Source organism: Lacinutrix algicola, assembly GCF_001418085.1.
Classification (GTDB): Bacteria; Bacteroidota; Bacteroidia; order Flavobacteriales; family Flavobacteriaceae; genus Lacinutrix; species Lacinutrix algicola.
Genome location: NZ_LIQH01000035.1, coordinates 25093 through 39471 on the forward strand (window position 1 = coordinate 25093; position 14379 = coordinate 39471).

At 30.6% G+C, this 14379-nt stretch carries 13 protein-coding genes; 9 read left to right on the forward strand and 4 right to left on the reverse strand.

Features of this window, described 5'->3' with window-relative positions:
* Positions 1-15 precede the first annotated feature (15 nt).
* From ASC41_RS08240 to ASC41_RS08260, 5 genes are all read left to right on the forward strand, one after another.
* Positions 16-2181 (forward strand): SulP family inorganic anion transporter, encoded by a 2166-nt coding sequence (locus ASC41_RS08240; RefSeq protein WP_055436165.1) that lies wholly within the window; start codon positions 16-18, stop codon positions 2179-2181.
* 51 nt (positions 2182-2232) lie between these two features.
* A complete protein-coding gene (locus ASC41_RS08245) occupies positions 2233-3105 on the forward strand; it encodes an MBL fold metallo-hydrolase (protein ID WP_055436166.1) in 873 nt (290 codons plus the stop codon).
* Between the two features lie 24 nt (positions 3106-3129).
* Complete coding sequence (locus ASC41_RS08250; protein WP_055436167.1) at positions 3130-4743, forward strand: S8 family peptidase; 1614 nt, start codon at positions 3130-3132, stop codon at positions 4741-4743.
* A gap of 68 nt (positions 4744-4811) precedes the next feature.
* Entirely contained in the window at positions 4812-6659 is a 1848-nt protein-coding gene (locus ASC41_RS08255; RefSeq protein ID WP_055436168.1) for a M1 family metallopeptidase, read from the forward strand.
* 71 nt (positions 6660-6730) lie between these two features.
* Positions 6731-7231: a hypothetical protein gene (locus ASC41_RS08260; protein ID WP_055436169.1), complete on the forward strand. Its 501-nt coding sequence runs from the start codon at positions 6731-6733 to the stop codon at positions 7229-7231.
* Between the two features lie 51 nt (positions 7232-7282).
* On the opposite strand, the gene ASC41_RS08265 is transcribed toward ASC41_RS08260, so the two are convergent.
* Complete coding sequence (locus tag ASC41_RS08265) at positions 7283-7918, reverse strand: peroxiredoxin-like family protein (RefSeq protein ID WP_055436170.1); 636 nt, start codon at positions 7916-7918, stop codon at positions 7283-7285.
* A gap of 126 nt (positions 7919-8044) precedes the next feature.
* Between ASC41_RS08265 and rnpA the strand changes: the two genes are divergently transcribed.
* From rnpA to ASC41_RS08285, 4 genes are read left to right on the forward strand one after another with little or no spacing between them, the layout of a single operon-like run.
* Positions 8045-8398, forward strand: a complete 354-nt coding sequence (rnpA, locus tag ASC41_RS08270) for a ribonuclease P protein component (RefSeq protein WP_152971442.1) — start codon at positions 8045-8047, stop codon at positions 8396-8398.
* 10 nt (positions 8399-8408) lie between these two features.
* Positions 8409-9245: a DUF4349 domain-containing protein gene (locus ASC41_RS08275; RefSeq protein WP_055436172.1), complete on the forward strand. Its 837-nt coding sequence runs from the start codon at positions 8409-8411 to the stop codon at positions 9243-9245.
* Positions 9242-10888: a S41 family peptidase gene (locus ASC41_RS08280; RefSeq protein WP_055436173.1), complete on the forward strand. Its 1647-nt coding sequence runs from the start codon at positions 9242-9244 to the stop codon at positions 10886-10888. The genes ASC41_RS08275 and ASC41_RS08280 overlap by 4 nt, the downstream gene beginning before the upstream one ends.
* Positions 10889-10930: 42 nt before the next feature.
* Positions 10931-11797 carry an OmpA family protein gene (locus tag ASC41_RS08285; protein ID WP_055436174.1) on the forward strand — a complete coding sequence of 289 codons (867 nt, stop codon included), beginning with the start codon at positions 10931-10933 and terminating at the stop codon, positions 11795-11797.
* A 310-nt stretch (positions 11798-12107) separates the two neighbouring features.
* Here ASC41_RS08285 and ASC41_RS08290 read toward each other — a convergent pair whose 3' ends face one another.
* The 3 genes from ASC41_RS08290 to rpiB all read right to left on the reverse strand — a co-directional run bounded on the left by ASC41_RS08290 (position 12108) and on the right by rpiB (position 14050).
* On the reverse strand, positions 12108-12554 hold the full coding sequence (locus ASC41_RS08290; protein ID WP_055436175.1) for a GNAT family N-acetyltransferase: 447 nt from the start codon (positions 12552-12554) through the stop codon (positions 12108-12110).
* Positions 12555-12703: 149 nt separating this feature from the next.
* Positions 12704-13621, reverse strand: a complete 918-nt coding sequence (locus ASC41_RS08295) for a cation diffusion facilitator family transporter (RefSeq protein ID WP_055436176.1) — start codon at positions 13619-13621, stop codon at positions 12704-12706.
* Positions 13622-14050 carry a ribose 5-phosphate isomerase B gene (gene rpiB, locus ASC41_RS08300; RefSeq protein WP_055436177.1) on the reverse strand — a complete coding sequence of 143 codons (429 nt, stop codon included), beginning with the start codon at positions 14048-14050 and terminating at the stop codon, positions 13622-13624.
* Between the last annotated feature and the right edge of the window lie 329 nt (positions 14051-14379).

The following is a 14379-nucleotide window of genomic DNA, read 5'->3' on the forward strand; positions in this document are numbered from 1 at the left end:
CCAAAAAAAAATAATATAAAACTGTTTTTTAAAACATTACCTAAAAATATTTTTTCTGGTTTTGTAGTTAGCCTTATTGCTCTACCTCTAGGATTAGGATTAGCAATGGCTAGTGAGGCACCTCCTATTTCCGGAGTTATTGCCGCTGTAGTTGGTGGTGTTTTAGTTTCAATTTTAGGAGGTAGTAATGTTACTATTTCTGGACCCGGAAACGGGCTTGTTGGTGTGCTTTTAGTGGCAATATCAACTTTAGGAATAGAAAGTGCATATGCTGCAATAATTTGCTCTGGTGTTTTACTTTTAATACTAGGTTTTTTACGTTTAGGAAAATTAGCAGATTTCTTTCCATCTTCTGCAATACAAGGTATGTTAGCTGCTATTGGATTAATAATTTTAGGAAAACAGTTTCATATTATGTTAGCCCATCGTATTAAGCGAGAAGACACTATAGACTACCTGTTAGAAATTCCTTTTACCATAAACGATGCTATACATTATGATAACACAGGATTACTTTATGCAGCAGCAGCAGGAGTAATAAGTTTTATTATTATGGTTTTTTATTCAAAAATTAGAAATAAGTATTTGCAGCTTATACCTGCTCCCATGTGGATTGTTATTTTATCCATTGCATTTAGTTATTATTTTGAAATTGTTGCGCACGAAAACAATCCTATTGCTCTTGAATATATGATTTCTGGTATTCCAGAATTTTCAGAAATTATTGAGCAACTTCCAATCATTAATTTTAGTAAAATTGGAACAATTCCTTTCTGGACAAGCGTTTTAGCGCTAACATTAATAGCAAGTATAGAATCTTTATTAAGTATAAAAGCAGTAGATAAATTAGATCCCGAAAAACGCCGTAGTAACGTAAATAGAGACCTAAAAGCTTTAGGTTTAGCAACTGTTGGTAGTGGTTTTCTTGGCGGATTAAATGTTGTAACCGTTATAGCAAGAAGCTCTGTAAATGTTAATAATGGAGGTACTAATCGTTCTTCAAACTTCTTTCATGCTACTTTTTTAGTCATTTTTATAGTACTTTTTAGTTCTCAATTACAGCGTATTCCTTTACCTGCTTTAATGGCTATTTTGGTTTACACTGGTTATAAATTAGCCTCTCCAGAGAATATTATTAAAATTTTTAAAATTGGTAAAGAGCAGCTTATTATCTTTTTCGTAACACTTATAGTTACGCTTAAAATTGGACTTATTTCTGGTATTGCTTCAGGTGTTTTAGTTACTTTTATCATTCACCTTTTACTTAATAAAAGTTTTGAGCTCTTTGGTAGAAACCTAATGAAGCCTAATGTGTTAATGTTTCAAGAGGACCGTAATTACTATGTAAGTGTAAAACACTTTTGTAGCTTTCTAAACTTTTATAAATTGAAAGCTAAGCTAGACGCTGTTCCAGAAACCGAAGATGTAATTGTAGATTTCTCATTATGTCAATTTGTGGATCATACAGTAATGGAAAACCTTAATAACTATCAAGAGTTATTTACAAAAAGAGGTGGTCATTTTGAAGTACTTGGGCTAGATTTACACGATACAGATTCTGAACATCCTTTTGCTTTGCGTCGCCTATTACCAGTACCAAACGTTATTAAAAACAGTTTAACACGTCGCCAAAAAACTATAGAAGAATTGGCTAAAGACTACCACTTAAATTATGTATCTAAAAAGGAAAGAGAGACTCATTTTTTAGATGGATTCTTGTTTTTTAGAACTAAAAAGATAAACTACATTTATAATCAATTATCTAATGAAAATGAAGCCATAAATACTTTTGATATCGAGTTTTCTGAAGGAGAATTTATAGCCAAAGAAGTCATCCGCTCAACCATGCTTCATATAAAATTAGATAAAAACATTCCAGAATTTACTTTAGATCGTGAAGGTTTTCTTGAAAAAGTATATGCTTTTGCTGGTTTTAAAGATATTCCTATTGCAAACCATACCGATTTTTCTAAAAGATTTTATTTACTTGGAGAAAACACTGAAGCTATTCAAGCTTTTTTTACTGATGAAATAACACATTTCTTCGAGAGTAACCCATACTATCATGTAGAGTCTAACGGGCACGATTTACTTGTATTTGGAAGAGAGAGACTAGCAAGTATTAAAGAAATTAAAGCACTTTACGATTTTGGGAAACGTTTACAACAAGTAGTTTCTTAATAAAAACTTAACGTTTACTCTCAATCCCTTTGTTTTTCATAATTTGCAGCTATGAATTTATATCCTATAAATGCCGGAAATTTTAAGCTAGATGGTGGCGCTATGTTTGGCGTAGTACCAAAATCGCTATGGACGCGAACCAATCCAGCAGATAGTAATAACATGATTGATATTGCTGCACGTTGTTTATTAATTGAAGACGGAAACCGTTTAATTTTAATAGATACAGGAATGGGAAACAAACAAAGCGAGAAATTTTATGGTTATTATCACCTTTGGGGAGACGATACTATAGATAAATCTTTAGCTAAATATGGTTTTCATCGCGATGATATTACAGATGTTTTCATGACGCATCTACATTTCGATCACTGTGGTGGATCTATTCAATACAATAAAGACAGAACACTTTTAGAACCTGCTTTTAAAAATGCTCATTTTTGGAGTAACGAGAAACATTGGCAATGGGCAACACAGCCTAATCGTCGTGAGGTTGCTTCATTTTTAAAAGAAAATATAATGCCAATGGAAGATAGTGGACATTTAAAGTTTACTAAACTTCCGCAAGGCAATTCTGAAGACATTCTAAAAAATTCTGCTTTAGGATTCGATATCTTTTTTGCGAATGGCCATACTGAAAAACAAATGATTCCAATGATTAATTATAAGGGTAAAACCATCTGTTTTATGGCAGATTTATTACCTACCGTTGGGCACTTGCCAATTCCTTTTGTAATGGGTTACGACACAAGGCCTTTACTGACTTTAGACGAGAAAGAAAAATTTCTCAATTTAGCAGCAGATAATAATTATTACTTATTTTTGGAACATGATGCACATAACGAAATAATTACTGTGCAAAACACCGAAAAAGGTGTACGTTTAAAAGACACTTTTTCAAGCAACGACATTTTTAATCTTTAATTTAACAACTAAACATTTTATAATATGAAATTAATTAATAAAACACTTTTGTTTTCTGTATTGTCAGCGACATTACTATCTAGCTGTGGTGGTGGAGCACCAATTTTAACAACTCCTGTTGAAAACATCGACACTTCACCGCTTAAAGAAGCAGCACTTACAGATGCTGAAGCTAAAAACTGGGGACATTTAGATCTTGCAAAAGATACTATTCCAGGAATGAGTGTTGATAAAGCTTACGCTGAAATTATTAAAGGAAAAAAAGGAAAAAAGGTTATTGTAGCAGTTATCGATTCTGGAATTGATATTTCTCACGAAGATTTAGATGGTGTACTTTGGACTAACAAAAAAGAAGTTGCTGGTAACGGAATTGACGATGATAAGAATGGTTATATTGATGATATTCATGGTTGGAACTTTCTTGGTGATGGATACGATGAACAGTTAGAATACATTCGTTTAGTAGCAAGTGGAGACACAAATGCTCCTAGATATGCTGAAGCTAAAGCTAAGTATGATACAGATTATAATGCAGCTCTAGCTGGAAAACAACAATACGAAGGTATTTACAACTCTGTTGAAAGTGCACATAAAGCATTAGCGGCTCACTTTAAAAAAGAAGATTATACATCTAAAGAAGTAGCAGCAATTACAACTGAAGATGCTACATTAAAAGCCGCTGCAGAAACTGCTACTGGTATGTATGGAAGAGGTGCTAAATCTTTACCAGCAGTTTTAGAGCAAGTTAAAGGTGGTGTAGACTATTATGGTGATCAAGTTGCTTTTAATTTAAATAAAGATTTTAAAGGACGTAAAACAGGTGATAATCCAGACGATTGGAATGATAAGCCAGGATATGGTAACGGAAACGTTATGCCTGTAAAAATATCTGAAAGTCATGGAACTCACGTTTCTGGAATTATTGGTGCAGAACGTAACAATGGTTTAGGAGCAAATGGTGTTGCTAACAATGTAGAAATTATGGCAATTCGTGCTGTACCTAATGGAGATGAGTACGATAAAGATGTCGCCAAAGCTATTCGTTATGCAGTAGATAATGGTGCACAAGTAATAAATGGAAGTTTTGGTAAAAGTTTTTCTCCTCATGCTGATTGGGTTAGAGATGCTATAAAATACGCAAGTGATAACAATGTAATTTTTGTACACGCTGCAGGAAACTCTAGTGAAGATGTAGATACAGAACCTAACTTCCCAGACGATAACGTAAATTATGTAGAAATTAGTAATACTTACATTCGTGTTGGTGCATTAGCTCCTAAATATGGAACTGCAATGGTTGCTGGTTTTTCTAACTACGGAAAACAAAACGTAGATGTTTTTGCTCCAGGTGCAGCAATATATTCTACAACACCAGAAAATGAATACAAAACAATGGGTGGAACATCTATGGCATCTCCTGCTGTTGCTGGTGTTGCTGCTTTAGTTTGGTCTCAATACCCAAAATTAACTGCTGCACAGGTTAAGCAAGTTATTATGGATTCTGGTTTAGCAATCAATACTAAAGTTGTTGTTGGTGGTAAAACCGAAGACGTTAGACCGTTTGGAGATTTAACTAAATCTGGTAAAATGGTAAATGTTTACAATGCTTTAATTATGGCATCGCAATTATCTAAGTAAAATAATAACTTTTAAAAGCCTCAGTAGTTAGTAATTACTGAGGCTTTTTTATTTAAAATAAAATTAAAATGAAAAAAGTTCTTCTTTTTAGCCTTTCGGCTTCATTATTTTTAATGGGTTGTGGCTCGTCTAAAAGTATTTCTACAACTACAAATACTACTCAAAGTAGTGCAACAGCTGTTAGTTCTTCATCTTCAAAATCTACATATTGGCAACAACATGTAGACTATAAAATGGAAATTGATATGGATGTTAATAACTACCAATATCAAGGAAAACAGAAATTAGTTTATACAAACAATTCGCCAGACGTTTTAGATAAAGTATTCTATCATTTATACTTTAACGCGTTTCAACCAGGTAGTGATATGGACGCTAGGTTACAGTCTATTGTAGATCCTGATGGTAGAATGGTAAACGAAGTAAATGGAGAAAAACAAAGTAGAATTAGTACTTTAAAGCCTAATGAAATAGGTTACATAAATGTAACATCTCTTAAACAAAACGGAAGTACTGTTAAGCACATTACTGCTGGAACTGTTTTAGAGGTTACTTTAAACAAAGCAATACAACCTGGAGAAAGTGTTACTTTCGATATGGTTTTTGATGCGCAAGTACCTGTTCAAATTAGACGTTCTGGTAGAAACAATGCCGAAGGTGTTGCATTATCAATGACGCAATGGTATCCAAAATTATCGGAATATGATTTTGAAGGGTGGCATGCTTACCCATACATAGGAAGAGAATTTCATGGTGTTTGGGGAGATTTTGATTTAAAATTAACAATCGATAAAGATTATGTTGTTGGAGGTACAGGATACTTACAACCTAATCCTGTTATAAAAGGAGATAAAAAAACACTTCATTTTAAAGCACCTAATGTTCACGATTTTACTTGGGCTGCAGATCCAGATTATATTCACGATACAATGCAAGTGCCTAACGGACCAATGTTAAATTTCTTTTACAAAAAAGATTTACCTGCAGAAAACTTAGAAAACTGGAAAAATCTTCAATCTAAAACAGTTGAAATGATGCAGTATTTTAGCGAACATATTGGTAAATACCCATACGATCAATACTCTGTTATTCAAGGTGGAGATGGTGGAATGGAGTATGCTATGTGTACTTTAATTACAGGTAAACGTAAATTTGGTAGCTTAGTAGGTGTTACAGCTCACGAATTAGCACATACTTGGTTTCAGTTTTTATTAGCAACAAACGAAGCTAAGCACGAGTGGATGGACGAAGGCTTTACAAGCTACATTAGCGACCATGCTATGGATTTTATTAATAAAAAGAATGCCGATAATCCTGCTGCAAGTGCATACAGAGGTTATAACTACTTAGCAAAATCTGGAAAAGAAAAACCACAAAGTACGCATGCAGACCGTTACGAAACGAACATGGCTTACGGTATAACTGCTTATAATAAAGGTTCTGTTTTCTTAACACAATTAGGTTATGTTATTGGTGAAGACAATTTAAAGAAAACTTTAAAACAGTATTTTATAGATTGGTCTTTTAAACACCCAACACCAAACGACTTTATTCGTGTTGCAGAAAAAGTATCTGGTTTAGAATTAGAATGGTATTTAACAGACTGGACTACGACTACAAATACTATAGACTATGGTGTAAAAAGTATAAATGGTAACACAGTAACTTTAGAGCGTATTGGCGAAATGCCAATGCCAATAGATCTTGAAGTAACTTATACAGATGGTACTACAGAAAGTATTTATATTCCGTTACAAATGATGCGTGGCGAAAAGCCAACTACAGCTACTGTAATGGCAGATTGGTCTTGGGCTCACCCAACATACTCTTTTAAAGCTAAAAAGGCTGTTAAGAACGTAGAAATTGATGCTAAAAATATAATGGCAGATATAAATAAAGAGAATAACAAAAAATAATATAATTGTTATATTAGAAAACAAAAAGCTACACTTAGGTTGTGGCTTTTTGTATTTTAAAACTTAAAAAGATGAAAAAAATTTCAATACTATTGATTCTTGTTCTTGCTTTTAACTGTAAAAATGAAAACAAAACTGTCGAGATAGAAAAAGTAAATGCAACTAAAATCTCAACTCAGCATTCTGTTGAGAATGTTGAAACTAATATTACTTCTATTCCTTTTCTTGAAGATGTAAAAAATTTAGAAAATGACACTTCTAAAAATCCTATTCAGGACTTTAAAAAAAGTGTTGAAAATTCGGTTAAAGAAGTTATTAAAGTAAATAAGAATAATATCAAAGAATCTTTAATAAAAGCAAAAGATTATAAATACGCTGTTATTATTGTTGAAGACCATACCATAATTAAAATTACAGATTTAAGTAATTGTAAACCATCGGGTTCTTGGAATGCTTGTATGCCTATTGGTGAAGGTTATATTAAAAAAGGAGAATTGCAATATCAAAACGATTATATAAACAACATTATCGGTTTACCTGATGATAAAGAACGCCTATTATATTTATTTTAAAATAAAAAAGCTCATTTAAGATGAGGCTTTTTTATATAAACTACTTTCTATTTAAAGTACTTCTAATATTGCAGATGGATCTGCACGAAGTTTATAATCTTCTTTAAGGAAATGATAAATTATTTTTCCATTAGTATCTATAACATAAGTTGCTGCTATTGGTAATTCGGAATTTGAATTTCCTTGGCTTTCATCTAAACTAAGCCCAAATTTATTATATAAAGCAATCAAGCTTTCTGGTAATTTATAAACTAAACTTAAATCTCTAGCAAAATTATTATCCTTATCTGTAAGTACTTCAAAGCTTAATTCGTTTTTTTCTTGAGTTGTTAAGGAATTATCTGGGCTTTCTGGACTAATAGCAACAAGTTGTGCTCCTTTTTCTTTTATTTGTGGTAAAGCATTTTGTAATGCTTTTAATTCAATATTACAATAAGGACACCAACCTCCACGATAAAAAGCAATAACTAACGGCCCGTTATCTAATAAGCTTAAAGACTTAATAACCTCACCTTTTGCATTTGGTAAATTAAAACTCGGAAAAATATCTCCAGTTTTTAAAGCCTTAGCTGTTATTTTAGACATTTCTACATCTTCTATAGCATTTTCCATTATAACTTTTGCTTCTTCTGGGAGTTTAGCCGCAGACGCATCTGCATAATCTTTTAATAATTGTGTTAATGACATCGTTTTTCTTTTTGTGTAAGTCTGAATTAAAACCAAAACATTACACTTTTAATCTATTTAAAATAGTCGTTAAAAGGTGTCTTATTAGATTTTTTTATTTCAATAGCATTATTACCTTTGGAAACTATGAAACTGACGTATAATAAACACGAAAAACTTAAAAGCCAAAAAACTATCGAGCAATTATTTCTCGATGGAGATTCGGTTTCGGCATATCCTTTGCGGTTGGTCTATTTAAAACATGGAGATTCTCGTAAAGTTGGCGTTTCGGTTAGTAAACGAAATTTTAAACGTGCAGTAGATAGAATTCGTATAAAACGCTTACTTCGTGAAGCTTATAGATTAAATAAAACCATGTTAATTAATAATGAAGTTAACGATTATACGTTAATGATTTTATATATTAGTAAAGATATGCCAGATTTTGAGTTGATAAACATAAAAATGAAGGCACTTTTAACGAAGTTTCTATCTAAATAAAACAATACTCATGCGTGTATATCTATCCATTATTGTAATTCTAATATTATTTGGTTGTAATCAAGAACCAAGTTATTATAAAAATGATAGTGGTGTACTAGGTCTCATTAATGCTTCTAGTGATGATTATGAAATAGAAGACACTATTGAAGAAATGGAAGTGACTTACAATGTGTCTGTTCCAAAAGAAACATCTCAAAAAATTATAAAAGAATCTTATCTAGAATTCAAAACTAACGATTTAGATAAAACTTTCGATAATATTCAACGTTATGTAAAACAAAACAATGGTGTTATACAAAACGATAATGCTTCTAAAAATTATAACAGAAGCATTAGAACTCTTATTGTTAGAGTACCAACTAATGGCTTTCAGAACACTATAGATTCTATTAGTAGATCTGTAGAATATTTTGACAGTAAAAGCATTTCATCTAAAGATGTTACAGAAGAATTTATAGATCTTGAAGCAAGGTTAGGAGCTAAAAGAGTACTAGAAACACGTTATTTACAATTGCTTTCTAAAGCAAAAAATGTAAAAGAAATGTTAGAAATAGAGAGAGAACTCTCTAGTATTCGTGAAGAAATTGAAGCAAAACAAGGACGTTTAAAATACTTAAGTAATAGAGTAGCGTTAAGCACCATAAATGTAACCTTTTATAAAACCACAACAAGTTCTAAAATCACCCAATCTTATGGTTCTAAAATGGGAAAAGCATTAAAATCTGGTTTTAATGGTTTATCTTACTTTTTCCTTGGTGTATTAAATATTTGGCCATTTCTAATTCTACTTAGTATTGGAATATTTTTTATTAGAAAATGGTATAAGAAAAAAATGAAAAAATGAAAAAACTATTAAAACAAAAAGTTCTCATTCCTGTATTAGCACTTACAATATTACTTACAGGTTCTGCTTTTAAAACCTATAACAACGATTTTTTCGAAATTGCAAAGCAAATTGAAATATTCACAACTCTTTTTAAAGAACTGAATATGAATTACGTAGACGAAACAAATCCTGGTGATTTAATGGATAATGCCATTAAAAACATGTTAAACGAACTCGATCCTTACACTAAGTTTTATAACGAACAAGATGTAGAAGCAGCACGAATTCAAAGAACTGGAGATTATACCGGTATTGGGTCTCAAGTACGTATTTTAAAAGATAAACTATTAATAGTAGAACCTTACAAAGGCTATCCGGCAGATAAAGCAGGACTAAAAGCTGGAGATGAGATTATTAAAATAGATGGACAAACTGTAGTGGATTATAAAGAAGATGCAGGAAACCTACTTAAAGGTCCACCTAATTCATCTGCCGAAATAACATATCTAAGACAAGGTAAAGAAACAAATACAACGGTAAAACGAAGTGAAATTGAAATTGATGCTGTACCTCATTTTTCTATGATTGATGAAACTACAGGTTATATTGTACTTAGTAAATTTAACGCTAAAGCTTCGCAACAAACAGGTTATGCTTTAAAAGATTTAAAAGCTCAAGGTGCCAAAAGTATTATATTAGACCTACGTGGAAACCCAGGAGGTTTACTTAACGAAGCTGTAAATATTGTAAACTTATTTGTGCCTAAAGGCCAATTGGTAGTCACAACGAAATCTAAAGTAAAAAAATACAACAGAACGTATTACACAAAAAAAGATCCAATAGATACAGAGATACCATTAGTTGTACTTATTAACGGTAAAAGTGCTTCGGCAAGTGAAATTGTTTCTGGAACCATACAAGATTTAGATAGAGGTGTTGTTGTAGGTGCTAGAAGTTTTGGAAAAGGCCTTGTACAACGTCCTAAAAAATTAACCTATGGTACACAGTTAAAAGTAACTATTTCTCGCTATTACACACCTTCTGGTCGTTGTATTCAAGCTTTAGACTATTGGAATAAAGATGAAAAAGGAAATGCTGTTCGTGTAAAACAACAAGATTACCATGTTTTTAAAACTAAAAATGGTAGAAAAGTATTTGACGGTGGCGGTGTTTTGCCAGACGAAGTTTTAGACTATTCTAAAAATTCTGCAATTACAAAAGCTATTTTAAGTAATCAAAGTGTTTTCGATTACGCTACTAAATACTATTATAATCACAAAAATATTAGCGATATTAATAACTGGAAATTAACAGATTCAGACTTTAGTGATTTTAAAAACTTCTTAAAAACTTCAGATTTTTCTTTTGAAACAGATACCGAAAAATCACTTAACAAAGCATTGGAAGTTGCTAAAACAGAGAATTTAGACGATGATATACAACGTGACTATAATACTTTAATTAAGAATTTAAATAATTCAAAATTAAAAGCTATCGATGATAATAAATCTCAACTTATAGATTTATTAAGCGACGAAATAATAAAACGTTACGTTTACAGAGAAGGTTTATACGAATATTATAAGCTACATAACAAAGAGATAAAAAAAGCTACAGAAATACTAGCGAACACCTCTAAATACCAACGCTATCTTAACTAATAGATAGATTATTGAAATATACTTAATATCCTTTAAAAAGAAATGAAATACTTAATACCCATACTTCTATTTATTACTCAGCTTGGGTTTTCTCAAAATGAATTTACTCACGATGTTTATTTTGATACAGATAAGTATGCTGTTCCTTTAACAGAAGAAAATAGACTACTACTCTTTATTTCTCAGTTAGATACCATTGCTGTGGAAAAAGTTTCAATTTATGGATTTACAGATGATAGAGGCTCTAACGAATACAATTTAGAGCTGTCTCAAAATCGTGCAAATGCTATTAAAGAAATGTTTGCTGGTTATGGAATAGATCCTAATTTAATTACAAATGTTAATGGCAAAGGCGAAATACTTTTAAAGGTTTTAAATGAAAATGAAGTAAGCCAAATTCGTGGACTTAATCGAAAAGTAGAAGTTATAGTAAGTAAAAAACTTCCAGTCAAAGCAATTAAAGAGAATAATAAAGAAGAAGTTGAAATAGCAGAAGATACTAAAGAAAAAACAACAGACGATATTAAAAAAGGCACCATAAAAAAAGGTGATAAAATACGTTTGGATAAAATTTATTTTAAAACTAACTATAGCTATGTAACTTCAGATTCTAAAAAAACGTTACTAGAACTTGCAAATATTATGCTTGATAATAAAGGTGTATATTTTACTATTCAAGGCCATGTTTGTTGTACACAAAACAGTAGAGATGCAGTAGATAAAAAAACAGGAAAACGTAATTTATCTTTAGCTAGAGCTAAATATATTTATGATTATCTTGAAAGAAAAGGAGTCGAAAAAAAACGAATGAAATTTGTTGGTATGAGAAGAAAGTTTCCACTTGGAGGAGAACCAAAATTTGACAGGCGTGTAGAAATTTTAGTTACTTATGTTGGCAAAACTAATTAAGAAAAAATTATAATAGGCATAAAAAAACCATCTGTAAAATTTAGAGTGTTTTTTTATACTTTATATTTAAACATAGTCTTAATTAATCTATAATAACACTACTATTAATCGAATGCTTTTATTTTTTGTTTTAGTTTATGTTTTTAAACAAATAATAATGACGATTGGCTAAAATATTTATTATAACTATTTGGTATGCTTATATTTGAATTATAATTTAATATATTATACCAGTACCAAATATTTTTAAGTAAATAATTTTTAGTAGAGTTTTTACTTTTTAAAGTCAGTGTGTTATGCACTGACTTTTTTATTTTTTATAAAGCATTCCAATATGTGGTATACCGTCTTCTAAATACTCTTCTCCAATTTCAAAGAAGTTTAAATTATTATAGAAACGTTTAAGATAACATTGTGCCGAAATTTTTATTTCAGTAGTATTATAATGCTCTTTTATAGCTTTAATAGAGGCTTCCATAATATTATAACCGTATTTATACTGTCTTTCATTTTTATCGACAACTACTCTACCAATGCTTGCCAAATTGAAATAATCACCTGCTTTAAATAAACGCGTATAAGCAACTATTTTATTGTTTTTATAGCCAATAACATGTAATGCGTTTTGGTCTTTACCATCTATGTCTTGATAGACGCAATCCTGCTCTACCACAAAAACCTCGCTTCTTAATTGAAGTAAGTTATATAACTCTGTAGTTGTTAATTCCTGAAAGTTTTTTACTTTAATTTCTAGCATACTTAATATATTTAATCATTGAGAACTTTTTCATTAGAAAAAAATCGTGAAATTCTGTTTATTATTAGTTATTAAGGTTATCATATCGATAAAATACGCTTCACAATAATGTTTCTTTAATGAGATCCTTTTTTTAAAAAAGTGATTTATTAATCTTGTACTATCACATCCTTAACATCATCTTTTCCAAATTCTGGTTGAATATTAATATGATTGATTTCAAATTTATGAAACAGTAGTACTTCAATTTTAGAAAGAATAACATCAAATTCTGTTAAGGTTATATTTTTTTCAAAATCTACGTGAGCTTCAAAATGAGTTTCATCTTCATTTAATTGCCAAACATGTATGTGATGTACATTACTTATATCATCTATTGCATTAATTTCCTTAACAATTTCATCAATTGGTATGGAGTCTGGCGTAAATAACATAAGTACTTTGGTAGATTCTTTTAATAAATCGAATCCCATATATATAAGGTATACAGCAATTATAAAAGTAAGTGCACTGTCTACCCAAAACAGTTGATAAAATTTCATTAACAATCCACCAATTAAAACAGCTACACTAGCCATCATATCGGTGAGTAAGTGTAAATATGCACTTCGCATATTCATGTTAGATTTACTATCTTTTTTAAGTAATAAAACACTAAATCCATTACCTAAAATAGCAATAAAAGAAAGCCAAATTACCAAATCACTTTCTATTTCTTGTGGATTTTGAAAACGTTTAATTGCTTCTATAATTAATAAAATAGCTACAATTATTAAAGTAGATGCATTAATAAAAGCAGCTAATATTTCTGCACGTTTATAACCAAAGGTTTTATGTAAAGAGGCTTTTCGTTTAGAGAGTTTTTCGGCTATATAACTAACAATTAAAGATATAACATCGCTAAAATTATGTAATGCATCACTTAATAAAGCTAAACTTCCAGACAATAATCCACCAATAACTTGCGCAACAGTAATGACTATATTTAAAAGGATAGAGATTAATAAATTTCTTCCTTTTAAATCGTTGTGATCGTGCGTGTGGTTATGTGTGTGATTGTGTGCCAATTAACAAGGTATTTTATCTACACGGTTTTGGTGTCTTCCGCCTTCAAATTCTGTTTCTAAAAAAGTATCGACCATAGCAATTGCTTGTTGTACGGCTGTATATCGTGCTGGAATACAAATAATATTTGCATTATTATGCTGTCTTGTTAATGCTGTAATTTCATTAGTCCAGCAAATTCCTGCACGAATGCCTTGGTGTTTATTAGCAGTCATGGCTACACCATTTGCACTACCACATATAAGGATACCAAAAGTAGCTTTTTTATCTTCTACATCGTTAGCAACAGGATGTACAAAATCTGGATAATCTACACTATCGCTAGCATCTGTTCCATGATTTGTTACTGTAATTCCTTTAGCTTCTAAATGTTTAATAATGGCAAATTTGTAATCTGTTCCGGCGTGATCGTTTCCAATTGAAATTGTCATAGTAGTTTTTTTAAGTTTCTATAGTTATATAGAAATAGAGTTGTGTGTGTATTAAAGGTGTAAAGTTAATAATTGCTTGCAACTATTAATAAGTAATATTAATGAACTTATGTAAAAGTTTTATTTTTGTTAAAAACAGTAAAAATTAAGGATTAACTTATTATAAATCTTAATGTTACTTATGTTTTAGAAGTATTAAAACTATCAATTAAAGTTGTTTTCATTATTAAATAGAAATGACTGTTAACAACTTCACCTTTTAATAATGATTACTTGTTAATATCTTATCATTGTTTTTTAAAACTTTTATTAGGAATATCCAGTTTATT

What these genes read in the sequence shown, in the direction of transcription:
- ASC41_RS08245 (WP_055436166.1), top strand. Translation starts at nt 2,233, where the DNA reads ATGAATTTATATCCTATAAATGCCGGAAATTTTAAGCTAGATGGTGGC.
- ASC41_RS08250 (WP_055436167.1), top strand. Translation starts at nt 3,130, where the DNA reads ATGAAATTAATTAATAAAACACTTTTGTTTTCTGTATTGTCAGCGACA.
- ASC41_RS08255 (WP_055436168.1), top strand. Translation starts at nt 4,812, where the DNA reads ATGAAAAAAGTTCTTCTTTTTAGCCTTTCGGCTTCATTATTTTTAATG.
- ASC41_RS08260 (WP_055436169.1), top strand. Translation starts at nt 6,731, where the DNA reads ATGAAAAAAATTTCAATACTATTGATTCTTGTTCTTGCTTTTAACTGT.
- ASC41_RS08265 (WP_055436170.1), bottom strand. Translation starts at nt 7,918, where the DNA reads ATGTCATTAACACAATTATTAAAAGATTATGCAGATGCGTCTGCGGCT.
- rnpA (WP_152971442.1), top strand. Translation starts at nt 8,045, where the DNA reads ATGAAACTGACGTATAATAAACACGAAAAACTTAAAAGCCAAAAAACT.
- ASC41_RS08275 (WP_055436172.1), top strand. Translation starts at nt 8,409, where the DNA reads ATGCGTGTATATCTATCCATTATTGTAATTCTAATATTATTTGGTTGT.
- ASC41_RS08280 (WP_055436173.1), top strand. Translation starts at nt 9,242, where the DNA reads ATGAAAAAACTATTAAAACAAAAAGTTCTCATTCCTGTATTAGCACTT.
- ASC41_RS08285 (WP_055436174.1), top strand. Translation starts at nt 10,931, where the DNA reads ATGAAATACTTAATACCCATACTTCTATTTATTACTCAGCTTGGGTTT.
- ASC41_RS08290 (WP_055436175.1), bottom strand. Translation starts at nt 12,554, where the DNA reads ATGCTAGAAATTAAAGTAAAAAACTTTCAGGAATTAACAACTACAGAG.
- rpiB (WP_055436177.1), bottom strand. Translation starts at nt 14,050, where the DNA reads ATGACAATTTCAATTGGAAACGATCACGCCGGAACAGATTACAAATTT.